We start from the raw sequence: 20,707 nt of genomic DNA on the forward strand, positions 1-20,707 counted from the left end.
GGCGTACCCGAGTCCCATTCGAGACAGTATGAGATCACCCCAGGGTTAACAATGGGCGCGTCGCGCTGACCTGCGTGGACCAAGGGGTGAAATGGGAGCGTTATTCGCGTTCCTTCCGACTACCGGAAGTCACCTGACGCCACGCCCCGGCCAATCTCGTGAAGTTCCCGGCGGACCCGTGAGTAGGGGCTTGAATAGCCCTATGAATAGCCACGCGATCGCCGCCGGGCACGCCGAGCGGCTCGCCACCGTGGACGCCCTGCTCCCCGAAATGCCTGCACTGGAGCCTGCCGAGGACTCCGTGTCACTCTCCGCGACGGTTGGCGACTCGGCCGCCGCCGGATTGTCGGTACGGACCGAGGCGGGTCCCGATTCCGTTGACTCTCCGTGGCGGGCCCTCGTCGAGCATCGCCTCGAAGCGCGGCTCACCGGGCCCCGCCCCGAAGCCGCGCTTGACGCATTACTCACCCGATGGGATGAACATCTGAAGACCGTGGCCCCACCTGGGGATGTCGAGACCGCGGCGACCGTCGTGCGGCCGAGCCGGGACTCCCCCGGCTCGGCCGAATTGCTGCGCCGCGGCTTCGCGCCGGTGCTGGTGATCGCGGTCCGCCCGGCCGACCGGCTCGCCGCGACGGGGCCGCCCGCCACGCCCGGCGTGCACATCCGGCCCGCCGAAGCGGATGATCTCGAAACCGCCGTCGGACTCGAACTGGAATTGCAGCGCTATGACGCGCAGTTCGGTTCTGTCACTTTGCGCGAGGGCGCGGAGGAAACGATCAGGGCGGAGCTGTCGAAACACGTCGGCCGCGAAAATCCGACGTTGTGGATCGCCGAACTGTACGGACGGCCGCTGGGCATGGTCCGGGTGCAGTTCCCCGGCGAGACGGCGTGGATCGACGGCCGGGTCGCGGCCGAGCGCGTCGGCTACCTGTCGTCGCTGGCGGTGGCCGAACCGGCGCGATCGAGCGGGGTGGGGACGGCGCTCGCCGCGCACGCGCACCAGGTCTTCGACGAATGCGGCACCGAAGCCGTGCTGCTGCACCACGCGCTGGCCAACCCGCGCTCGACGCCGTTCTGGTACGCGCAGGGGTACCGGCCGCTCTGGACGTATTGGCAGCGGCGACCGGCGGTCCCCTGATCCCGATAGGCTCTTTTCGTGACGAGGGACGATGACGCGGCCCCGGTGGCGCCGACCGGGGTGGACACCGAGAAGCCGTCCGCGGCGAGGATCTACGACTGGTTCCTCGGCGGGACCCACAACTGGGCGGTCGACCGCGAGTTCGCCCGCGCGCTGGAAAAGCAGTGGCGGTGGGTCAAACCGGGCGCGCGGCACAACCGCGAGTTCATGAACCGGGTCGTGCGCGCGGCACTGGACGCCGGGATCCGGCAGTTCATCGATCTGGGCTCCGGTGTCCCGACCGCCGGGAACGTGCACGAGATCGTCCAGGAGGAACTGGAGCCGGGCGATACGGCGAAGGTCGTGTACGTCGACTACGAGCCGGTTGCGGTGGCGCACGCGGAGCTGATCCTCGAACGGCACGAGGCGACCGAGTGGGCCGGGATCATCCAGGCGGACATGCGGCGGCCGAAGGACGTTCTGCGGCATCCGGAAACACTGCGGCTGATCGATTTCGAGCAGCCGGTCTGCCTGATGATGATGGCCGTCCTGCATTTCGCCGGGCCGCACGACGATCCGCCCGCGCTCGTCGCGACCTACCGGAACGCGCTGGCGCCCGGTAGCTGGCTGGGGCTGTCACATATGAGCTTCGGCGGCCAGACGGGAAAGGACGCCGACGGGCTCCACTGGATGGTCGAGCAGTACCGGAAGACGAGCAACCCGGTGTGGATGCGGGACCGCGAAGAGATCGAGCCGCTCTTCGGGGACTGGCCGCTGCTGGAACCCGGCGTCGTCCACCTGCCCGACTGGCGACCGGTGCGGGAGCTGCGGCGGGACGAGGAAGGTGCCCGGCCGTTCGCGTGGTGCGGGGTCGCCGTCCACCCCTGACATCCGACCTTTTCTCCCAGCGCGTCGCGTTTAGCCCGCTAAACGCGACGCGTTGGGCGTTAGAGGTCTGAGGGGAGGGTGATCGCTGACGGCGAACGCGGAAAGGAAACAAACGGGTCGATCGGAGAGTTGAGCTAGGCAGACTCAACTAACCGAGGAGTGCACAGATGACCGACAACCGCCTCCTGCCCGTCCTCCCGCTCGATGACGACGTCGTGCTGCCGGGCATGATCGTCCCGCTCGACCTCGCCGACCCGGAGACGCGCGCCGCGGTGGAGTCCGCCCAGGCCAACACGCCTGCCCAGGCTTCCTTCCCGGGGATCCGGTCCAGCGCCGCCACCAAGGCCGAAGTGCTGATCGTCCCCCGCGTCCACGGCGAATACGCCGAACTCGGCACCATCGCGACCGTCGAGCGCATCGGGCGCGTGCCCGGCGGCAAGACCGCGGTGCTGCTGCGCGGCACCCGCCGCGCCGTCGTCGGCCGCATCGCCGACGGCCCCGGCGCCGCCCGCTGGGTGCACGCCGAGGTCGCCACCGAGACCAGCGACGACAACGCCGCGAAGCTCGCGTCGGAGTACAAGTCCGTCGTCATCGCGATCCTCCAGCAGCGCGGCGGCTGGCAGATGATCGACGCCGTCCAGGAGGTCGAAGACCCGTCCGCGGTCGCCGACCTGGCCGGCAACTCCTCCTACCTCAAGACCGAGCAGAAGCTCGAACTACTGACCACGCTCGACGTCTCCACGCGCCTGGAGAAGGCCCTCGAATGGAGCCGCGAGCAGCTGGCCGAGCTCGAGGTGACCGACACCATCCGCAAGGACGTCCAGGAGGGCATGGAGAAGCAGCAGAAGGAGTTCCTGCTGCGCCGCCAGCTCGAAGCGATCCGCAAGGAGCTGGGCGAACTCGACGGCACGGCCAACGACGACGACTACCGCGCCCGCGTCGAGGCCGCCGAACTGCCGGACGCGGTCAAGAAGGCCGCACTGTCCGAAGTGGACAAACTGGAGCGGACCTCGGACCAGTCCCCCGAGGGCGGCTGGATCCGCACGTGGCTGGACACCGTCCTCGAACTGCCATGGAACGAGCGCACCACCGACGTCCACGACATCGCCGCCGCGCGTGACATCCTCGACGCCGACCACGCCGGTCTCGACGACGTGAAGGAACGCATCATCGAGTACCTGGCCGTGCGCAAGCGTCGCGCGGAGTCCGGGCTCGGCCCGGTCGGCGGCCGTCGTTCGGGCGCGGTGCTGGCGCTCGCCGGCCCGCCCGGGGTCGGCAAGACGTCGCTGGGCGAGTCCGTGGCGAAGGCGATGGGCCGCAAGTTCGTCCGCGTGGCGCTCGGCGGTATCCGCGACGAGGCCGAGATCCGCGGCCACCGCCGCACCTACGTCGGCGCGCTGCCCGGCCGGATCGTCCGCGCCATCAAGGAAGCGGGCTCGATGAACCCGGTCGTGCTGCTCGACGAGATCGACAAGGTCGGTGCCGACTACCGCGGCGACCCGACGGCCGCGCTGCTGGAGGTGCTGGACCCGGAGCAGAACCACACCTTCCGCGACCACTACCTCGAGGTCGAGCTGGACCTGTCCGACGTCGTGTTCCTGGCGACGGCGAACGCGCTCGAGACCATCCCCGGCCCGCTGCTGGACCGGATGGAGCTGGTCACCCTCGACGGCTACACCGAGCACGAGAAGGTCACCATCGCCCGCGACCACCTGCTCCCCCGCGAGCTGGAGCGTGCCGGTCTCGGCAAGGACGACGTCACGCTGACCGACGGCGCGTTCAGCCGCATCGCCGCCGAGTACACGCGGGAAGCCGGGGTGCGCAACGCGAACCGGACCATCGCGAAGGTCCTGCGGAAGGTGGCGACCAAGGTCGCGCTGGACGAGGTCGAGCTGCCGCTGACGATCGACGCCGACGGGCTCGAGACCTACCTCGGCCGCCCGCGGCACCTGCCGGAGTCCTCACTGCCCGCGTCGACGCAGCGCACGTCGACCCCGGGCGTGGCGACGGGGCTGGCGGTGACCGGCGCCGGCGGCGACGTCCTCTACATCGAGGCGTCGCTGGCGGATCCGGAGTCCGGCTCGACCGGGCTGTCGCTGACCGGCCAGCTGGGTGACGTGATGAAGGAGTCGGTGCAGATCGCGTTGTCGTACCTGCGTTCGCGCGGCGCCGAGCTGGAACTGCCGGTCGGAGACCTGAAGGACCGCGGCATCCACGTGCACGTCCCCGCGGGCGCGGTGCCCAAGGACGGGCCGAGCGCCGGCATCACGATGACGACCGCGCTGGCGTCCCTGCTTTCGGGCCGGGTCGTGAAGTCGGACGTCGCGATGACCGGTGAGGTGTCGCTGACCGGGCGGGTGCTGCCGATCGGCGGGGTCAAGCAGAAGCTGCTGGCCGCGCACCGGGCGGGGATGAAGACGGTGATCATCCCGCAGCGCAACGAGCCCGACCTGGACGACGTCCCGGCCGAGGTGCTGGCACAGCTGGACGTCCACGCCGTGGCGAACGTCCGCGAGGTGCTGGACATCGCGCTGGCCCCGGCGACGGCCCCGGTCGCCCAGGCGGCGTAACGACGCGAGCCCTGAAGCCCCGGATCCTGCCAAGGATCCGGGGCTTTCGGCTTTCCGAGATCCGGACGAACCCGGACATTGCTCAGCCTTAAACTCCCTATCACGTTTTGATAACGTGTATTGCGTGCCACCCAGCCGGGGTGCGTGATCCTTGAGAGGGCAAGGTCATGAGTCAAGGAATTCTTTCCCCGTTGCGGCCGAGGCGCAGGTGCGTTTCGGCCGGTCAGATCGTCTGTCTGAGCATTCTCACCGGTTTCACCGCGGCGCTGACCTTCGCCGGCACCAGCGCCTCGATCGCCGCGGGCATCGCCATCGCCCTGTTCGGCGCCGTTCTCCGCCACCCCGTGCCCGCCAGGGCACACCGATGAACACCGAATCCGAGTTCATGGCGCGACTGCGTGAACTGCGCGACCGAAGCGGCCTCAGCATCCGCGCGCTGGCCGCCGCGACCGGCTGGTCCCGCAGCACCTTGGCCGACACGCTGGCCCGGAACACCTTGCCCGGCAACGAAAACCAGATGAGAGCACTGCTGCGCCCCCTGCTCCGGGCGGTTCCAGGAGAACCGGAAATCGACGAGTATCTCGCCGACTGGCGTCACCTGATCGGACGTCGTCACCACCGCAATGGCGGATACGCGCCGATCGATCGGATACTGCTCGCGTTGGCCGTCGCGGAACAACGCGGCGGGGCCGACGCCCCGGGACTCCGCAAAGCCCGGGAAATTGTGCTGAGCGAGGGTTCCCTACGAAAGTTCCCTTCTCGCGCTGAATATGCCGCGAATTCACCTGGAAGTCCCGTTCCGCCCGTACTCTCCGACCCGCTCCTTCCCGCACCACCACATCAGCGGATGTCTCGGAGGCATGAGTGAAGCGACGGAATTTCCTGCGCGCGGCCGTGGTCGGCGCCGGTGTCACGGCGTTCGGAAACAGGCTCTCGGGAGCGGCCCTCGCCGCGCCCGCCCAGAACGGACCCAGCCCGTACGGCGCGCTCCAGGCGGCCGACGCGAACGGGATCCAGCTGCCGGCGGGCTTCACCAGCCGCGTGATCGCGCGGTCCGGCCAGAAGGTCGCGAACACCGGGTACACCTGGCACAGCGCCCCGGACGGCGGCGCGGTGTTCGCCGACGGCAGCGGCTGGATCTACGTGTCGAATTCGGAGATCACGCCCGGCGGCGGGGCGAGCGCGATCAAATTCGACGCGAGCGGGAACATCACCGGCGCCCACCGCATCCTCTCGAACACGCGCCAGAACTGCGCGGGCGGCAAGACTCCTTGGAACACCTGGCTTTCCTGCGAGGAGATCGACCTCGGGTTCGTCTACGAGTGCCAGCCGAACGGCCCGGCCACGGCCGCCGTCCAGCGGCCCGCGATGGGGAAGTTCAAGCACGAGGCCGCGGCGGCCGACCCGGTGCGCAAGGTCGTCTACCTGACCGAGGACACCTCGGACGGCTGTTTCTATCGCTTCGTCCCGACGACCTGGGGCGATCTTTCCGCCGGGACATTGCAGGTGCTCAAGGCGGGCACGGCGACCTCGGGCAGCTTCACCTGGGCGAACGTGCCCGACCCCGACGGCTCCCCCACCGCCACCCGCAACCAGGTGTCCGGCGCGAAGCGGTTCAGCGGCGGCGAAGGACTGCACTACGCCAACGACACCGCGTGGTTCACCACCAAGGGTGACAACCGCGTCTGGCAGCTCAACCTCACGAACAACACCTACGAGCTCGCCTACGACGACTCGCTGGTCAGCCCCGGCTCGGCCCCGCTGACCGGCGTCGACAACGTCACGGGAACCTCCTCGGGTGACCTGTTCGTCGCCGAAGACGGCGGCAACATGGAGATCTGCATCATCACGCCGAACGACATCGTGGCGCCGTTCCTGCGGATCAACGGCCAGAGCTCGTCGGAGATCTGCGGCCCGGCGTTCACCCCGGCGGGGAACCGGCTGTACTTCTCGTCGCAACGCGGTACCTCCGGTTCGTCCTCGGGCGGGATCACCTACGAGGTGACCGGCCCCTTCCGGTCCTGAGTGCCTCTTGGTGAACCCGCACCGCGATCGACGTCGGCAGGGCGACCTGGTCAACCCTCTCCCGTTGACCGGCAAGGGCGCCCTACCACCGCGATAGCGGGGCCTTCGGCCGGGGCGGGTTCACGCGTTGTGTCCCTTTCTCCGCCCCGGCCTCAGCTCCGCAAACAGGCTCCGACACCGCGTGCGGGGCGCCCGGCCGGGCGCCCCGCACCGGCTCAGGCGTTGGTGCGGTTCTTCTCACGCAGCCGGTTCACCACGAAGAGCGTCAACGCGACGGCGACGGCGGCGATCACGAAGTACTGGAAGAACCCGGCGTACTTCTCGACCAGGTGCCAGCTCTCGCCGAGGCCGTAGCCGGCTAGCACGAACACCGTGTTCCAGATCAGGCTGCCCAGCGTGGTCAGGGCCAGGAACCGCCAGAACGGCATGCGCTCGATCCCGGCGGGCAGGGAGATGAGGCTGCGGAAGATCGGCACCATCCTGCCGAAGAACACCGCCTTGGTCCCGTGTTTCTGGAACCAGGCCTCGGTCTTGTCGAAGTCGGAGGTCTTGACCAGCGGGATCTTCGCCATCCAGCGGCGGGTGCGGTCGCGGCCAAGCAACTGTCCGAGGTAGTACACGATGATCGCGCCCGCGACCGAGCCGAACGTGGTCCACACCAGCGCTTCCACCAGGGTGAACGTGCCCTGGCTGGCGGAGAACCCGGCGAGCGGGAGCACCAGTTCGCTGGGGATCGGCGGGAACAGGTTGTCCAGGCCGACGATGATCGCGGCACCCGGACCACCCAGCGCGTCCATCAGTGACACCGCCCAGCCGGCGAGTCCTCCCATCGATTCGCTGGCGGTTTGGGCGAGCAGGAGGTTCATGGCGGCCTTTCGTGGTCGTCTGCAGTTGCCAACGAACGTACGAATCACCCGGGTTCCGCACCCTGGGGTTAAGCGGCACAGATCACTGAGGAAAACCGCAGTACCCGTTTCCGGATACCCCGCTAACCTGGCGTTATGCCTGTCCCGGCAGCGATGCGCCGCTATCTGCGCAAGAGTCTCCGCGGCACGCTGGGCCTGGCGATCGGCGCCACGACAGCGGTCGCGGAGTTCTTCTACGTGCTCTTCGGCGGAATCGCGCTCGCCGTCCCCGCGCTGCGGCTCCCTGTCTTCGCCGGTGCGCGGGCACTGTCCGAAATGGAACGACGGAGACTGGAGAAATACTTCGGCGAAGAGAACGCCGCGGACTACACCGACCGGCGCGCGATGGCGTATCTCGTCCCGCGATGCGTCATCGGCCTGCTCTGCGCCGCGATCTTCCTCATCGTCCTGCTGGGCGGTGGATCCGGGTTGATCATCGCCGCCCAGCTCCTCGACGGTCAGTCCCCCGGCGGGGGAGCGCCCGCCGACTGGTACGACCCGGTCACCACTCTCCTCTTCGGCGGAATCCTCGTTTTTCTGTGCCTGCAAGGACTGATCGGAGCCGCGACGCTGGATGCCAGGCTGGCGAGGCGGTTTTTCGGTCCCAGCAAAAGAGAACAGTTACGCCGGAGGGTCTCGGAGCTCGCGACCAGCCGGGCCGACGTGGTCGAGGCGGTCAACGGTGAGCGGCGCCGGATCGAGCGGGATCTGCACGACGGCGTCCAGCAGCGGCTCGTCGCGCTCGGGATGCTGCTCGGCCGGGCACGGCGGGCCACCGACCCGGACCGCGCGTCGGATCTGCTGCGGCAAGCGCACGAGGAATCCCAGCGCGCCCTCGTCGACCTGCGCGAGGTCTCGTGGCGGGTGTATCCGATCGCACTGGACGCCGACGGGCTGCACCCCGCGCTCGAAGCGCTCGCGGAACGCTCGGGGATACCCGTCCACCTGCGGGTTGACCTGCCGGAACGACCACCGGCGGCCGTCGAGACCGTCGTCTACTTCGTCGCGTCCGAAGCGGTCACCAATACGATCAAGCACGCCGCGGCGACGCGGATCGACATCGAGGCCGAGCGAGAGGGGGACAACGTGCGGGTGCGGATCACCGATGACGGGACCGGTGGCGCGCGGGAATCGGGCGGCGGTCTTTCCGGCCTCGCGATGCGCGTCGCGGCCGCGGACGGGCAGTTCACTGTGGACAGTCCGATCGGCGGCCCGACCGTGGTGACGGCGGTGCTGCCGTGCGAGTGATCCTCGCCGAGGATTCGACGCTCCTGCGAGAGGGGCTGGTCCGGCTACTGGTCGAAGAGGGGCACGATGTCGTCGCGTCGGTCGGCGACGGCGACGCGCTCCTCTCGACGACGGCCGCCTACCGGCCGGACGTGATCGTCACCGACGTCCGCATGCCGCCGACCCATACCGACGAGGGTCTTCGCGCGGCGCTCGAGATCCGGAACCGCTGGCCGGAGACCGGGGTACTCGTGCTCTCGCAGTACGTCGAGAAGCGCTACGCCGCCGAGTTGATCACCGGTGACGTCGAACGCGTCGGCTATCTCCTCAAGGACAGGGTCGCCCAGGTGGGCGAATTCCTGGACGCGCTCGACCGTGTCGCCGCGGGCGGGGCGGCCTTCGATCCGGAGGTCGTCCGGCGGCTGCTCGCGCGGACCACCCATACCGATCCGCTCGCGAAACTGACCGTCCGCGAGCGCGAAGTGCTGGAGAAAATGGCGCAGGGCCACACGAACGCCGGGATCGCCGGCTCGCTGTTCGTGTCGCTGAGCGCCGTCGAGAAGCACGTGAACGCCATTTTCGACAAGCTCGGACTGGCCAGCACCGCCGGGTACAGCCGTCGAGTCCTCGCGGTCCTGCGCTACCTCGGTTCCTGAGCCCGAGTTGACAGGCAAGTGACGACTTGCCTATAACGGAGTCGTGGACGGCGACCTGTTCAAGGCGATCGGCGACGCGACGCGACGCACCATCCTGGACGAGCTGACCGAAAAGGACGGTCAGACCCTGTTCGAGATCTGCGGCAGGCTGACCATGAAACATGGCCTTGCCTCGTCACGGCAGGCCATCTCACAGCATCTCGCGATGCTCGAACAGGCGGGCCTGGTGCACACCCGGCGGCAGGGCCGCTACAAGTTCCACCACATCGACACGAGCCCGCTGCGGTCGATCGTCGAGCGGTGGCCCATCGACCGAGAGGAACCGAACCCGTGATCCGGATCAACATCACCAGTGTCTTCGTCGACGACCAGGCCAAGGCACTGGAGTTCTACACCGAGAAACTGGGATTCATCAAGAAACACGACGTACCCACCGGCGATGCCCGCTGGCTCACCGTGGTCTCCCCCGCCAACCCCGACGGTGTCGAACTGCTGCTGGAACCGGACGGCCACCCCGCGGCGAAGCCGTTCAAGAAAGCGCTGACCGACGACGGCATCCCGTTCACCCAGTTCGCCGTCGACGACGTCTACGCCGAGGTCGACCGGCTCAAGGGCCTGGGCGTCGAGTTCACGCAGGACGCCGTCGACATGGGGCCCGTGGTCACCGCCGTCTTCGACGACACCTGCGGCAACCTGATCCAGCTCGCCACGATGAAGTAGCAACGAGAATGCGGGGCTTGGTCCACTGTGGACCAAGCCCCGCCGCGAAGTTCCTTACTGCTGCACCCATTCCACGAGTTCCACGGGCACGCCGTTCGGGTCGGTGACCATGAGGAGGCGCTCTCCCCACGGCTCTTCCCGCAGCGGCAACGTGATCTCGACACCTTCGTCGCGCAGGCGCTTCTCCTCGGCTTCGAGGCTCTCGACCGTGAAGGCCACGATCACACCGGACGCACGCTGCTGGCGCAGGTTCTCCGGAAGGACCTCGATCCCCGCCTGAAGCAGGACGATGGTCATCTTCGCGGTCTCATGCCCGAGGGAGACGAAACCCTCCGCGGCCATCTGCTCGGTGAAACCGAAGTGCTCGGTGAAGAAACGGCTGGAAGCGGCGACGTCGTCGACGGTCAGCGAGACGGTGGAGGCAAGGACGTTCATGGGCTATCCCCTTCGGGTCGGCGGGTGGGTTTCCGGAGAAGCGGACCGGTCAGTACGACCGGCGGCGCGGGACGCCGGTCGAGCGGCGCACCGGCATCGAGCGGCCCGGGAACGGCTGCTGGCGGCGGTCGTTCCGGCGGACCCGGGCGCGGTTGGTGCCTTCGTTGCCTTGGGGGATTCGAGCGGTCAAGGAGCCTCTTCTCTCACTGTTCGGTAGTACGGACGTAAGTTTACATCCGACGCACCGTAAGTCAAGGATATTTTTACGACGGTGGTAAACTTCGCGCATGACCAGCACGGATGTGGGTTTGCGGGAGCTCAAGAAGCAGGAGACACGGCAGCTGATCTCCGATCAGGCGACGCTGCTCTTCATCGAGAAGGGCTTCGAGGAGACCACGATCGCCGAGATCGCCGCAGCGGCGAGAGTCGCGAAGAAGACCGTCACGAACTACTTCGCACGCAAAGAGGACCTGGCGCTCGACCAGCACGAGGAGTTCACGAACGGGCTGGCGAACGCCGTCCGGGACCGGAAGCCGGGTGAGTCGGCGCTGGCCGCGCTACGGCGCACCTTCCTGGACGCGGTGGCCGAGCACTCGCCCGTGATCGGCTTCACCGGACCGATCTTCGCCAAAATGGTCCTGGAGAGCCCGACCCTGACCGCCCGGCTGCGTGAACTGCACGAACTACGGGAAGCGGCGCTCGCCGAACTGCTCGCGAGCGAGACCGGAGCCGACGCGGACGACGTCACCCCGGTCATGGCCGCCGCCGAGCTCAACGCGATCGACCGCGTTCTCTTCCGCGAGGTCCTCCGGCGCTCACACGCCGGCGAAAACAACGAAGAGATCGCCGCCGCGCTGACGAAGGCGACCCAACGAGCTTTCGAGTTGCTGGAACCGGCCTTCGGTGACTACGCGATCCGCGAATAGCCCTGGGTTTTGTCGGGGGTTCCCGCTAGGTTCCGCTGCATGTCTGAGGGGACCTTGCTGGACGTCGTCTATTGCGAAGGCTGGGATCCGGCCGCCCGCGCGGTGATCGGGAGGCTCTCCTCCGGCACAGCGCGCGGGCGCGACGCCGCCGGAGAGCAGTACGCCGTCGCCCTAATGCGCCCTGGCACCGAGGTGCCGCAGGTTCTGCTCGAGATCGCGTGGAAGCACTGCTTCGCCCGCACAGTGCAGTTCGATGAACTCGGCAGGCGCAGAGGTTTCTTCGAGTTCCGGGTGCTGGAGGACGGCTCGCTGTTCCTCATGAAGGTCGAGCAGTGGACCTACCGGTTCGACGATCAGGAGGAGTTCGACAAGAAGAGCGCCGGCCATCTGGAGATGTCCTTCGGCCCGGATGGCAAGGGCTGGATGCATCAGGCGCCCCAGGGTTACGGCGGCGGCTCCAGCAGCGGTCAGGTGAGCAAGCAGGTGTCGGAGCTGGCCATGCCGAGGCCTGCCTTCGGCGACTGGGAACCTCTCGCGAATTCGGGGCCGCTGACCCTCCGGACACCGGACACTCCCGATGCCGATCCGCCGCTGCCCGTCGACGAACGTCCCTGGCGGCCATCCGTTCCGCTGCGCCCTTCCGGCATGGACGAGATGTTCACCGCGGGCACGCGCTTCTCGCTGAGCGGCGACCATGGCCTCGTCGAGGTCGAGCTCCGGGACGCCGGCGGGCTCCGGATGCCCAGCGGCAGGCTCGTCGCGGCGGACCCGGCGTTCCTGGACGCCGACGCGGAGCACTTCACGGTCACCGTGCCGCCCGGTGAGTACCGGGTCGAAATCTCCGTGATCCGGTTCGTCGACGAACCCGCCCACGAACGGGTCGCCGCCGCCAAACTCGTCGTCGCCGACGCTCCCGTCGCCACCTGGGAAACCGCGCTCTGGCCAGGACAGAACGCGCTTTTCCTCGGGGACGGGGAGTTCTATGGCTACGGCGTGGACAGCGGCACGGGCTGCTTCGCCGACGCGGCCGCCCTCCCCGGGGAGATGGACGACGACCTTCTGGAGAAGTTCGAGGAGGTGGACCCGTACATCGACGTCACTCCGGACGGAGCCGAAGGCAACATCATCGCGTTCACCACCGGCTGGGGCGACGGCAGCTACCCGACGTGGATCGGCCGGGCGGCCGACGGCACGCCGGTCTGCTTCGTCACCGACATGCTGGTCCTCAACCGCGCCCGGATGATGGCGTCATGACCTTTACCGACGATGAGATCGCATACCTGCGCTCGCAGCCTTTGGCCCGCTTCGCGACCCTGTCCGAGGACGGCGAGCAGCCCGATGTCGTCCCGCTGGCGTTCGAGTTCGACGGCACGCATTTCTGGGTCGGTGGAGTGGGCGCTTCGGTTCTCGCGACCCGGAAGTTCCGCAACATCCGGGCAGGACGTCGCAAAGTGGCACTGGTCGTCGACGACACGGTCTCGTTCGACCCGTTCATCGCCCGCGGCATCCGCGTCTACGGCGAGGCCGCCGATCCGATCGAACGGGTCGGCATGGTCGGCCCGGGCATCTACGCGCGCGTGACGCCGAAGGTGTCGTGGAGCTGGAACATGGCGGGCGAACCCGCCGGCGAGACGTGGTATCCGTCGAGGCGAGCGGTGCACGGCGAGGCGTGACGCGCCGTTTTTGTCGGTGGGCGGCGGTACGGTCTGGTCCATGCGGGAGCTGATCGTCACGGAGAACTGCACGATCGACGGCGTGATCGAACTGGCGGGTGACTGGTTCAGTCCGGGTGACACCGATCCGGACGTGGACCGGTCGGACGTCCTGGCCGTGCTCGAAGAACAACGTGAGAACGCCGACGCGTTCCTCCTCGGACGCGTCACCTTCGAAGACATGCGCGGATATTGGCCGAAGCAAACCGAGGACACGACTGGGATTTCGGCCTATCTCGACTCAGTGGACAAATACGTGGTCTCGCGGACGCTGACCGAGCCGGAGTGGCGGAACACGACGGTGCTCTCCGGTGAGCTGCGTTCCGAGATCGAGAACCTGAAGGCCGCCGAAGGCAAGGACATCGTGACGACCGGCAGCATCTCGCTGGTGCGGGCGCTCATCGCCGAGGGCCTCGTCGACGAGTACCGGTTGTTCGTCTATCCCGTCGTGGCCGGTGAAGGCCGCCGGTTGTTCGAGGGTGCCACCGGCGTCCCGAAGCTTCGGCTGGTGGAGGAGCGGACGTTCGCGTCGGGCATCGTGCTGTTGCGTTATCGGGCCGCGTCGCGCTGACGTCACCGAAAACGGGATGAGGAGCGCACGGTCGCGGGCGTAGCGTCGGCGGCCGTGATCAGTGAGACGGATACGGGAGACGACCCGGCGGACGGCTGGTTCCCCGAGAGTGTGGCCGCGGGCTATGACGAGCCGGGCGGCGCGAACGCGCCTGAAGTGGTGACGCCGGCGGTGGACGTCCTCGAGGACCTGGCCGACGGTCCGGTGCTCGAGTTCGCCGTCGGGACCGGACGGATCGCGATCCCGCTGGCGGCGCGCGGTGTGCCGGTGAGCGGTATCGAACTGAGCCGCGCGATGGCGGACCGAATCATGAACAAGCCGGGCGGTGACGCCGTAGAGGTAACGCTCGGCGACATGACGAAGACACGAGTGGAGGGCGAATTCTCGCTGGTTTACTTGGTGTACAACACGATCGGCAACGTGACCACGCAGGACGGTCAGGTCGACGTCTTCCGCAACGCGGCCGCGCACCTGCGGCCGGGCGGGCTGTTCGTCGTCGAGGTCGGCCTGCCGGAGCTGCGCCGCTTGCCGCCCGGGCAGGACATCGTGCCGTTCGCGATGGAGAGCGGTTACGTCGGGTTCGACCAGTACGACGTCGTTACACAGGAGTTCACTTCGAACCACGTCACGGTGTCGCCGGATGGGCAGGGGCGCTTCCGCCGCATTCCCTTCCGGTACGCGTGGCCGGCTGAAATGGACCTCATGGCGCGCATCGCCGGGATGCGCCTGAGGTACCGCTGGGCGGACTGGGACCGTTCGGAGTTCACCGCCGAGAGTACGAAGCACGTGTCCGTGTGGGAACGCGCCCGTCCGTGAAGATGATGATCGCGCCGACGGCGAGCAGGGGCAGTGCCCACAATGCCGTTGTGAGATAGCCGTTGCGGGTGGGGAGGAGGGCGCCGTCCGGGGTGGCCGCGGCGAGCAGCAACCCGGCGAGGGCGCTGCCCACGGCCATGCCGATACTGCGCGCGATCTGGTTGATCGAGAGCACGCTGGCCGTTTCCCCTTGCGGCACACCGACGAGCACGAGTCTGGGCATCACCGCGAAGATGCCGCCGACGGCGAACCCGAGCAGGGCGATAGACAGGAGGACGAGAACGAACGACTGACTTCCGACGGCGAACACCAGTGCGCCTGCGACCGCGATCACGGTCGAAACCAGGTACGTCCACCGCTCGTCCATACGCGGAACCGCTTTCCCCGCAACGAATCCGAGCAGGGAGAACGGGATCAACGCCGCGCCCGCGGCGACACCGGGCAGCGCGAATCCGTACGGGGCGTCCGCAGGTGTCTGCACGTAGCGGGTGAAGAGACTGAACAACAGGTACAGACCCGCCCCGGCCACGAGAATCGCGAGGTTCGCGCGGAAGACGGGTCCTCGGCCGAGCAGCCGAAGGTCCACCAGCGGCTCCGTCGTGCGCAGTTCGACGAAGGCCCACGCGGCCAGGACCGCGGCGGTACCGACGAGCAGACCACCGGCGAGCCACACGGTCGACCACAGGGAGGGCACGGCGATGAGCAGGAGAACCCCGAGTGTGCCGAGCGCGAGGAGCAACGCGCCGGGGACATCGATCCGGGGCGGCCGACCGGGCGCCTCGGCAGGCAGCATGCGCCAGGCGATGAGGAACGCGACGACGGAGAGGAGGAATCCGAAGCCGTATGCGGCGCGCAGGCCCGCGAGCTGGTCAAGGAGGCTGACCACCGGGTAGCCGACCCCGATGCCGACGGTCGACGCGACCGACAGCGCGGCGATCGTCGAGGTCGAGCGCTCGGGCGGCAGGTGCGCGCGGGAGACGCTCATCAACAGTGCCCCGGCCGCGACCCCGAGCCCCTGCAGGGCGCGTCCGATCAGCAACGCCGTGTACGGAAGCGGAAGTACCGTCAGCAATCCGCCCGTCGTGACCATGGCCAGTGTGATCAGGATCGTGGTGCGGCGGTACGGGCCGCCGCCGAGCCTGCCAAGGACCGGACCAGCGATCGCGCCGCTGAACAGCGTCACCGTCAACGTCCACTGTGCCGCGTCGAGGGATACGTGCAGCCCCGTGGCGACCGGGGTGATCAGCGGCGCGCCGACGCTGCCGATCACGGCGCCCGCCAACGCCGTGCACACCAGTGCGGCGCTCAGCCGCCCGTCCCGCCGGACGGGGGCACTCATCGGTTCGTCTCGGTGGTGACGTGCGTGAACAGGCCCGGCTGGATCCGGGTGCGAACCCCCTCGGCCCAGAGCGCGTCGACCTGCTCGACGTCCATCGCGGCACCGGCGTTCAGCAGCATCCCGAAGGCGAGGAACGTCTTCACGGTCACCGGGTCGAGTCCGGTGCCGTTCTCGGCGGTGTCCCACATCCGCGCGAAACACGACCGCACCACGTCCCGCACCTCCGGGTCGCCGCACGCGGCGAAGCCCTGAAGCTGCAGCAACAACCCGGTCCGGTCGGTCAGCAGGTCGAAGTACTGTGCGCCCATCGCCGAGAGCGCCTTCAGCCCGGTCTCGCCCGCGCCCGCGTCCCGCATCGCGTCGCTGAGCCGCTCGAACGCGGCCTGGACCAGTTCGAGGAACAGGGCCTTCTTCGTCCCGAACATGCGGAAGACGTACGCCTGCGTGATGCCCGCCGTCTTCGCGATCTCCTCCGTCGACGCCCCGTGCAGCCCGTGCTCCGCGAACTCCTCCGCGGCGATGGCCAGCACCTGGGCACGTCGCTCGGGTCCGCTCATCCGTCCAGCCATGGCTTCAAGTTACTAGTTACTAACCACTTACTAAAGACCCGGGACGCATGAAAAGGAGCGGCCCCGTGACTGGGTCACGGGGCCGCTCCTGTGTGGCGAGTGAGGGATTCGAACCCCCGAAGGCAGTGCCGTCTGATTTACAGACAAGCGGCCAGACATGCGCTGACCTGCGCGTTATCGTCTCTCGACCCGAACTTTGGGGCATATTTGGCACAGAGTCTCTCAACGACAGCGGATCCACCGTCGCCAGTTGGCAACTGCGCCACCCCCACAGCCGCCCGCCAGATCCCAACTTTTAGGGACATGACTAGCGAGCTCAGGCCAACTAGGACGTAACGTTCCAACGCGAAGACACGATCTTGGAGCACCGCTGTACGTCGTGCTGCTCGGCGCACAGGTCGATCACGTGAGATAAGGAGTGCTTAGGATGCCAAAGAAGACCGGAGGCCAAAAGTACGTTCAGAAGGCTGTCAAATCCAAGGGCGCCCAGAAGGACGCCAAGCCCAAGAGCGTCGAGAAGGGCGCTAAATCCAAGAGCGCTGAGAGGGCCGCCAAGCCAAAGAAGGTCGAGAAGGGCGCCAAACTCACAGACGTTCAGAAGTTAGTCAAGGCCATAGACGAGGCCCGTGGCCAAAAAATCGTAACTCGCAAACCTAGGCCGATTCCGTCGGCAAATCCCCTGAAGATGCCGAAGCCTCCTGCAAAGCAGTAGAATCCTCCGATTCTGACTCTCCCCCAAAAGGCGCCACATAGGCTACATACATCGCAACTATACGAGAGGCCGGAATGCATACAGCATCCGCACCATCATAGATCTGCGACTCTTGCTCTTTCTCGTATGCGTAACTGATTGGACTAGTTAGAACCAGATCACGATCCTGAGTTTCGTCCGCAGCCGTACTAAAGGATAGTACACTGCCCTCAACCCTTGACCCGTCGTCAAGGATGCAGTTGACTAGAATGTCATCGTTCTCACCCTTGAGCTCGTCGAACAGTATCCACCAAGAAGACATCGCAGACGGATGCGGCGACCGGTGAGCCACAATAAAGGCAACAGTCGAAGACGACACTATTGCAAACATCATTGCACCGAGGGACCACCATAGAACCATTGGCAAGTTGGCCCGAAAGTACACCGAGCCGTCAAGAATCAACCGGCCAACGTCAGGCACCTTCCCCGGAAAACAGGCAGCAAGTACTGTCACTACCAAAATAGTAAAGACATTTGCCGCCACACTTACGGTCGCCACCGTTGCACTCTCACGAAACGGCGACTTTTTCTGGTCGGGGAAGTTACGCTCGCGAATGGCGACGTACGCCACCCCCGGAAGCAGAAGTACAACAAATAGGACTACACCAGTCAGAGTGGTGGGCAATACTCCTCCAAGAGGTTCGAGCGAAATATAGGGCTAGACCAGCGGACTACCTGGCAGTCTCATCGCGCTTCGTACGAGAGAGAGCTTCCGCTTGGCGCCCCTCTGGCGGCAAGGACTGGTCTACCACCGAATCGTCGCCATCGATCGAACCCGGCTGATATCGCGTCCCATTGGCATGGATGGCGTCCACGCGCATCTGGATGAGCCGCCGACGCGCCTCGTCTTCCTGCGGGTTCCAGTACGACTCAGCCGCCGTCGTCTGCGCCGAGTGCTTCCGGTAGAGCATGCTCGGTTCGGCGATGAACTCCCCTGGCGTCACTGCCTCCGCCGCCAACAGCGTGGCAATGGTCTCGGCCCCCGTGAGAGCCATCCACCCGCCCAAGGACCAGATGAGGTCCGTGTGCATCGCGACATTCGCCGCTAGCACCGAGAGCCTGTTCTCTGACTGCTCCTTGTAGAAGCGGCCGGGCTCCACGGGGCCATTGGGAGGGTCGTACGGCCCGGGCGTTGTCGTCCCATCCTCATGCAGGTCCAGACCCGCCGAGACACACCACGCGACGCGGTGCAACGCGTCGATATCCCGCGCTAGTGCACCCGGCAGCAGCACGTCGTCCGCGTCAAGGTTGCGAATCACGATCCCCCGCGCCTGAGATAGCGCCATGTTGCGGGTGACGGCCGCGCGGCCGGCCAAACCGGTGCCGTAGTGGACGCGAGGATCATCGTCGGGAAGCTCTTGTTTCGGCACACCGCTACTGCCGTCTTCCTGAACGCACCATTCCCAGGACCAGCCTTCCGGCATCTCCTGAGCCCGTAGAGACTCGTAAGCTTCCTTGAGGTAGTGGTGTCCGCCCTCAAAGACGGCCGTCACGACGGAGATCAAGCGTGGCGTTGCCATTGCTTACTCGTCCCACTTTCGCAGTTCGGTGGTGTAAGACAGGGAAATTCGGTCCGCCGGAGTCAGGAGTTCCGCCACGTCTACCGCGCGCCCCGACGTGTCGTAGCTGATCTTCAGGATGGGAATCACGGGCACGTTGAACGGGATGTCATAGAGGGCCACCTCTTCCTCGGTGGGCATGCGCGCGGAAACGCGATCCTCGATCTTCCCCACCTCCACCCCCGCCGTGTAGAGCTGGTGAAGGGTACCGCCGGGCCATGGCTCATTGGATGAGTCCAACAGCGGTGGATGATCCTTGACGAGCGAATACGGCAGGTACGAAACCATCCTGCTGTAGCCCTCGCCTTCCCGGTATTGCCGCAGGTAAGTCCTGCGTAGTACGTAGTCACTCGACGCAAGCCCCATGATCTTGGCTACCTCTTCCGGCGGAGGTACGACCTCATAGGTGACCTTGTCGTCGTTGACGGTGGCGATGTCGACCTTGGCGTCCCGCTCCGCCGAGCCGTGGCGCCGACGAACGTCCTCGGGTTCTTTGACCAGGTCTTTTTCCACCTGATAGTTGGCGTTCGAGCGCGTCAACTTCTGCGGAACCACGCGAACACGAACGGGCTGCCCTCGGCCGCCGGGCGCTAGAAGCCCCTGCCCCTTCAGGGTCTGCACAGCGGCGGAAACGACGTTCTTCCCGACACCGAACCGCTCTCGAAGTTGCTCGGTGTTCGGCAAGGTCTCCCCCGGCGCGAACTTGCCCTCGTGGATGTCCGCCCGGAGCTGCTCAGCTACCGCTTTCGCGTCCATTCGTTCCATGCCCTCATCCTCGCACACCATCCCAGGTTTCGAAACTCCATCCCGGGATGGACTTGACAACGTCGGGATGCAGACGGCAAGGTTCTCGGTATGCCATCCCGGGATGAAGAGAACATCCCAGGATGAACCTGGAACCGAGCGAAGGGGACCCGATGAGGTCGGCACACATCTCCCGCCGTCAGGCCGAAGCGTCGTTTGACGGACTGGAGTTCGATGTTTCTGCTGTTCAGGCTGCCGCGCCGATGGCCTGGGACTTCCTGGAGTACACCGACGAGGAGCGCGAGGTTGACGCGCTGATCGCGTCGGTTGACGCGGAGCTGGCGGCCGCGACGGCTGCGGCGGATGTGCGGGTGACGCACTCGTTTACCGACGTCCGCCGAGCGACCCGCTCGGAGCGACGGAGTGGCCGGACGGTGCTGCGGGCGCTGCCGTCGCTGCTGGACACCACCGCCGCCACGTCGTCCGAGGGCGAGGCCGCGTAATGGCGTGGCCATGGTCAAAGCCGAGACCTCAAGCGGAGGCCGGGCCGGTACGGCCGGACCAGGTGGCGCGGTTGGCTCGGCTGGTCGTGCACGAGGGCAACGCGATCGTGTTCGACGCGGAGGGCTCGGGTGAGTACGAGCGGGCTTCCGCACTGCTTGACGCGGCTCTCCGCAACGCAACGCCTGCCGAGGTCAAGGCCGCCCACGCGATAGCGGAGGAGTACCGCGAGGCCGAGTCGGCGGAGTACCGCCGCACCGGCGACTCCTCGGCACTGTCGCTGTCACTCGATGACATCCGCATTCCGTACGAGCGACCGGCGAGGTCGAAGCCCGCCGATCCTGCCTTGTCTGCCAGTCCCGCTGTTTCCGCCAGTCCCGCATCCGTCAGCACGGAAGGAACCACCACTATGGCCAACGTCGAAGAACTCCGCGCCGCGCTGTCCCTGGCCAACTCCCGCGCCGAAGGCGTACAGGGCCTTCTCGCTCAGGCCGCGCAGGAGCTGCGCGAAATCACCGGCACCGTCGAAACAGTCGCGCAGGGCAGCGGCCGGGCCGAGATTCACGACGCGGCGGGAATGCTCGCGCAGATCGCCGAACAGACCGAACAGCTCCTCGGCATGACCTCCGCCGCCCGCACGGCCATCGAGGCCTACGCGGGCTACCTGTAAGGA

At 66.9% G+C, this 20,707-nt stretch carries 26 protein-coding genes; 18 read left to right on the top strand and 8 right to left on the bottom strand.

Features of this window, described 5'->3' with window-relative positions:
- Positions 1 to 202: 202 nt before the first annotated feature.
- The 6 genes from ACXIZN_RS30180 (at position 203) to ACXIZN_RS30205 (ending at position 6,603) form a co-directional block, all read left to right on the top strand.
- A complete protein-coding gene (locus ACXIZN_RS30180) occupies positions 203 to 1,141 on the top strand; it encodes a GNAT family N-acetyltransferase (RefSeq protein WP_457958391.1) in 939 nt (312 codons plus the stop codon).
- Positions 1,142 to 1,159: 18 nt separating this feature from the next.
- Positions 1,160 to 2,008 (top strand): SAM-dependent methyltransferase, encoded by an 849-nt coding sequence (locus ACXIZN_RS30185; protein WP_457958392.1) that lies wholly within the window; start codon positions 1,160 to 1,162, stop codon positions 2,006 to 2,008.
- Positions 2,009 to 2,175: 167 nt separating this feature from the next.
- Positions 2,176 to 4,578 (top strand): endopeptidase La, encoded by a 2,403-nt coding sequence (gene lon, locus ACXIZN_RS30190; RefSeq protein WP_457958393.1) that lies wholly within the window; start codon positions 2,176 to 2,178, stop codon positions 4,576 to 4,578.
- 167 nt (positions 4,579 to 4,745) lie between these two features.
- Complete coding sequence (locus ACXIZN_RS30195; protein ID WP_126733312.1) at positions 4,746 to 4,946, top strand: hypothetical protein; 201 nt, start codon at positions 4,746 to 4,748, stop codon at positions 4,944 to 4,946.
- The gene (locus ACXIZN_RS30200) at positions 4,943 to 5,446 is read left to right on the top strand and encodes a helix-turn-helix domain-containing protein (protein WP_457958395.1); all 504 of its coding nucleotides are present in this window, start codon (positions 4,943 to 4,945) and stop codon (positions 5,444 to 5,446) included. Before ACXIZN_RS30195 ends, ACXIZN_RS30200 begins: the two co-directional genes overlap by 4 nt.
- A complete protein-coding gene (locus tag ACXIZN_RS30205; RefSeq protein WP_457958397.1) occupies positions 5,443 to 6,603 on the top strand; it encodes an alkaline phosphatase PhoX in 1,161 nt (386 codons plus the stop codon). The genes ACXIZN_RS30200 and ACXIZN_RS30205 overlap by 4 nt, the downstream gene beginning before the upstream one ends.
- Before the next feature lie 215 nt (positions 6,604 to 6,818).
- Here ACXIZN_RS30205 and ACXIZN_RS30210 read toward each other — a convergent pair whose 3' ends face one another.
- The gene (locus tag ACXIZN_RS30210; protein ID WP_457958399.1) at positions 6,819 to 7,469 is read right to left on the bottom strand and encodes a DedA family protein; all 651 of its coding nucleotides are present in this window, start codon (positions 7,467 to 7,469) and stop codon (positions 6,819 to 6,821) included.
- A gap of 135 nt (positions 7,470 to 7,604) precedes the next feature.
- Between ACXIZN_RS30210 and ACXIZN_RS30215 the strand changes: the two genes are divergently transcribed.
- The 4 genes from ACXIZN_RS30215 to ACXIZN_RS30230 are packed head-to-tail and all read left to right on the top strand — an operon-like array spanning position 7,605 to position 10,111.
- A complete protein-coding gene (locus ACXIZN_RS30215) occupies positions 7,605 to 8,756 on the top strand; it encodes a histidine kinase (RefSeq protein ID WP_457958401.1) in 1,152 nt (383 codons plus the stop codon).
- On the top strand, positions 8,747 to 9,391 hold the full coding sequence (locus ACXIZN_RS30220) for a response regulator (RefSeq protein WP_457958403.1): 645 nt from the start codon (positions 8,747 to 8,749) through the stop codon (positions 9,389 to 9,391). The genes ACXIZN_RS30215 and ACXIZN_RS30220 overlap by 10 nt, the downstream gene beginning before the upstream one ends.
- Positions 9,392 to 9,434: 43 nt before the next feature.
- Complete coding sequence (locus ACXIZN_RS30225; RefSeq protein WP_005152025.1) at positions 9,435 to 9,725, top strand: ArsR/SmtB family transcription factor; 291 nt, start codon at positions 9,435 to 9,437, stop codon at positions 9,723 to 9,725.
- The gene (locus tag ACXIZN_RS30230) at positions 9,722 to 10,111 is read left to right on the top strand and encodes a VOC family protein (protein ID WP_378346099.1); all 390 of its coding nucleotides are present in this window, start codon (positions 9,722 to 9,724) and stop codon (positions 10,109 to 10,111) included. Before ACXIZN_RS30225 ends, ACXIZN_RS30230 begins: the two co-directional genes overlap by 4 nt.
- A 54-nt stretch (positions 10,112 to 10,165) precedes the next feature.
- Here ACXIZN_RS30230 and ACXIZN_RS30235 read toward each other — a convergent pair whose 3' ends face one another.
- A complete protein-coding gene (locus tag ACXIZN_RS30235) occupies positions 10,166 to 10,546 on the bottom strand; it encodes a VOC family protein (RefSeq protein ID WP_457958405.1) in 381 nt (126 codons plus the stop codon).
- A gap of 49 nt (positions 10,547 to 10,595) precedes the next feature.
- The gene (locus ACXIZN_RS30240) at positions 10,596 to 10,736 is read right to left on the bottom strand and encodes a hypothetical protein (protein ID WP_457958406.1); all 141 of its coding nucleotides are present in this window, start codon (positions 10,734 to 10,736) and stop codon (positions 10,596 to 10,598) included.
- Positions 10,737 to 10,833: 97 nt separating this feature from the next.
- Here ACXIZN_RS30240 and ACXIZN_RS30245 point away from each other — a divergent pair, with 97 nt between their 5' ends.
- The 5 genes from ACXIZN_RS30245 to ACXIZN_RS30265 are packed head-to-tail and all read left to right on the top strand — an operon-like array spanning position 10,834 to position 14,571.
- Positions 10,834 to 11,472, top strand: a complete 639-nt coding sequence (locus tag ACXIZN_RS30245; protein WP_457958407.1) for a TetR/AcrR family transcriptional regulator — start codon at positions 10,834 to 10,836, stop codon at positions 11,470 to 11,472.
- Positions 11,473 to 11,511: 39 nt separating this feature from the next.
- Positions 11,512 to 12,726, top strand: a complete 1,215-nt coding sequence (locus tag ACXIZN_RS30250; protein WP_457958409.1) for a DUF4241 domain-containing protein — start codon at positions 11,512 to 11,514, stop codon at positions 12,724 to 12,726.
- Complete coding sequence (locus tag ACXIZN_RS30255) at positions 12,723 to 13,145, top strand: PPOX class F420-dependent oxidoreductase (protein ID WP_457958411.1); 423 nt, start codon at positions 12,723 to 12,725, stop codon at positions 13,143 to 13,145. Before ACXIZN_RS30250 ends, ACXIZN_RS30255 begins: the two co-directional genes overlap by 4 nt.
- 40 nt (positions 13,146 to 13,185) lie before the next feature.
- The gene (locus ACXIZN_RS30260) at positions 13,186 to 13,755 is read left to right on the top strand and encodes a dihydrofolate reductase family protein (RefSeq protein WP_457958413.1); all 570 of its coding nucleotides are present in this window, start codon (positions 13,186 to 13,188) and stop codon (positions 13,753 to 13,755) included.
- Positions 13,756 to 13,809: 54 nt separating this feature from the next.
- Positions 13,810 to 14,571: a class I SAM-dependent DNA methyltransferase gene (locus ACXIZN_RS30265; protein WP_457958414.1), complete on the top strand. Its 762-nt coding sequence runs from the start codon at positions 13,810 to 13,812 to the stop codon at positions 14,569 to 14,571.
- Here the strand turns inward: ACXIZN_RS30265 and ACXIZN_RS30270 are convergent.
- Both ACXIZN_RS30270 and ACXIZN_RS30275 read right to left on the bottom strand, forming a co-directional pair.
- On the bottom strand, positions 14,519 to 15,910 hold the full coding sequence (locus ACXIZN_RS30270) for an MFS transporter (RefSeq protein ID WP_457958416.1): 1,392 nt from the start codon (positions 15,908 to 15,910) through the stop codon (positions 14,519 to 14,521). The genes ACXIZN_RS30265 and ACXIZN_RS30270 overlap by 53 nt on opposite strands.
- Positions 15,907 to 16,479 carry a TetR/AcrR family transcriptional regulator gene (locus tag ACXIZN_RS30275; protein ID WP_457958417.1) on the bottom strand — a complete coding sequence of 191 codons (573 nt, stop codon included), beginning with the start codon at positions 16,477 to 16,479 and terminating at the stop codon, positions 15,907 to 15,909. The genes ACXIZN_RS30270 and ACXIZN_RS30275 overlap by 4 nt, the downstream gene beginning before the upstream one ends.
- Positions 16,480 to 16,906: 427 nt before the next feature.
- On the opposite strand from ACXIZN_RS30275, the gene ACXIZN_RS30280 reads away from it, so the two are divergent.
- Complete coding sequence (locus ACXIZN_RS30280) at positions 16,907 to 17,191, top strand: hypothetical protein (protein ID WP_457958419.1); 285 nt, start codon at positions 16,907 to 16,909, stop codon at positions 17,189 to 17,191.
- Here the strand turns inward: ACXIZN_RS30280 and ACXIZN_RS30285 are convergent.
- Genes ACXIZN_RS30285 through ACXIZN_RS30295 form a run of 3 tightly spaced genes read right to left on the bottom strand, consistent with a single transcriptional unit; the run spans position 17,133 to position 19,554 of the window.
- On the bottom strand, positions 17,133 to 17,855 hold the full coding sequence (locus ACXIZN_RS30285; RefSeq protein ID WP_457958421.1) for a DUF6338 family protein: 723 nt from the start codon (positions 17,853 to 17,855) through the stop codon (positions 17,133 to 17,135). The genes ACXIZN_RS30280 and ACXIZN_RS30285 overlap by 59 nt on opposite strands.
- A 46-nt stretch (positions 17,856 to 17,901) precedes the next feature.
- Complete coding sequence (locus ACXIZN_RS30290; protein ID WP_457958423.1) at positions 17,902 to 18,750, bottom strand: glycosyltransferase; 849 nt, start codon at positions 18,748 to 18,750, stop codon at positions 17,902 to 17,904.
- A gap of 3 nt (positions 18,751 to 18,753) precedes the next feature.
- Positions 18,754 to 19,554: a GntR family transcriptional regulator gene (locus ACXIZN_RS30295; protein WP_457958425.1), complete on the bottom strand. Its 801-nt coding sequence runs from the start codon at positions 19,552 to 19,554 to the stop codon at positions 18,754 to 18,756.
- Between the two features lie 122 nt (positions 19,555 to 19,676).
- On the opposite strand from ACXIZN_RS30295, the gene ACXIZN_RS30300 reads away from it, so the two are divergent.
- Both ACXIZN_RS30300 and ACXIZN_RS30305 read left to right on the top strand, forming a co-directional pair.
- Positions 19,677 to 20,036, top strand: coding sequence for a hypothetical protein (locus ACXIZN_RS30300; RefSeq protein WP_457958426.1), 360 nt, complete (start codon positions 19,677 to 19,679; stop codon positions 20,034 to 20,036).
- A gap of 71 nt (positions 20,037 to 20,107) precedes the next feature.
- Positions 20,108 to 20,704, top strand: a complete 597-nt coding sequence (locus ACXIZN_RS30305) for a hypothetical protein (protein WP_457958427.1) — start codon at positions 20,108 to 20,110, stop codon at positions 20,702 to 20,704.
- Positions 20,705 to 20,707: the final 3 nt, after the last annotated feature.

This window comes from Amycolatopsis sp. TRM77291, assembly GCF_054166285.1.

Bases quoted from the DNA above. Each gene is read 5' to 3' on its own strand.
- ACXIZN_RS30275 (WP_457958417.1), bottom strand. From the start codon at position 16,479: ATGGCTGGACGGATGAGCGGACCCGAGCGACGTGCCCAGGTGCTGGCC.
- lon (WP_457958393.1), top strand. From the start codon at position 2,176: ATGACCGACAACCGCCTCCTGCCCGTCCTCCCGCTCGATGACGACGTC.
- ACXIZN_RS30260 (WP_457958413.1), top strand. From the start codon at position 13,186: ATGCGGGAGCTGATCGTCACGGAGAACTGCACGATCGACGGCGTGATC.
- ACXIZN_RS30290 (WP_457958423.1), bottom strand. From the start codon at position 18,750: ATGGCAACGCCACGCTTGATCTCCGTCGTGACGGCCGTCTTTGAGGGC.
- ACXIZN_RS30180 (WP_457958391.1), top strand. From the start codon at position 203: ATGAATAGCCACGCGATCGCCGCCGGGCACGCCGAGCGGCTCGCCACC.
- ACXIZN_RS30195 (WP_126733312.1), top strand. From the start codon at position 4,746: ATGAGTCAAGGAATTCTTTCCCCGTTGCGGCCGAGGCGCAGGTGCGTT.
- ACXIZN_RS30270 (WP_457958416.1), bottom strand. From the start codon at position 15,910: ATGAGTGCCCCCGTCCGGCGGGACGGGCGGCTGAGCGCCGCACTGGTG.
- ACXIZN_RS30250 (WP_457958409.1), top strand. From the start codon at position 11,512: ATGTCTGAGGGGACCTTGCTGGACGTCGTCTATTGCGAAGGCTGGGAT.
- ACXIZN_RS30300 (WP_457958426.1), top strand. From the start codon at position 19,677: ATGAACCTGGAACCGAGCGAAGGGGACCCGATGAGGTCGGCACACATC.
- ACXIZN_RS30235 (WP_457958405.1), bottom strand. From the start codon at position 10,546: ATGAACGTCCTTGCCTCCACCGTCTCGCTGACCGTCGACGACGTCGCC.
- ACXIZN_RS30245 (WP_457958407.1), top strand. From the start codon at position 10,834: ATGACCAGCACGGATGTGGGTTTGCGGGAGCTCAAGAAGCAGGAGACA.
- ACXIZN_RS30255 (WP_457958411.1), top strand. From the start codon at position 12,723: ATGACCTTTACCGACGATGAGATCGCATACCTGCGCTCGCAGCCTTTG.
- ACXIZN_RS30215 (WP_457958401.1), top strand. From the start codon at position 7,605: ATGCCTGTCCCGGCAGCGATGCGCCGCTATCTGCGCAAGAGTCTCCGC.
- ACXIZN_RS30295 (WP_457958425.1), bottom strand. From the start codon at position 19,554: ATGGAACGAATGGACGCGAAAGCGGTAGCTGAGCAGCTCCGGGCGGAC.
- ACXIZN_RS30200 (WP_457958395.1), top strand. From the start codon at position 4,943: ATGAACACCGAATCCGAGTTCATGGCGCGACTGCGTGAACTGCGCGAC.
- ACXIZN_RS30210 (WP_457958399.1), bottom strand. From the start codon at position 7,469: ATGAACCTCCTGCTCGCCCAAACCGCCAGCGAATCGATGGGAGGACTC.
- ACXIZN_RS30280 (WP_457958419.1), top strand. From the start codon at position 16,907: ATGCCAAAGAAGACCGGAGGCCAAAAGTACGTTCAGAAGGCTGTCAAA.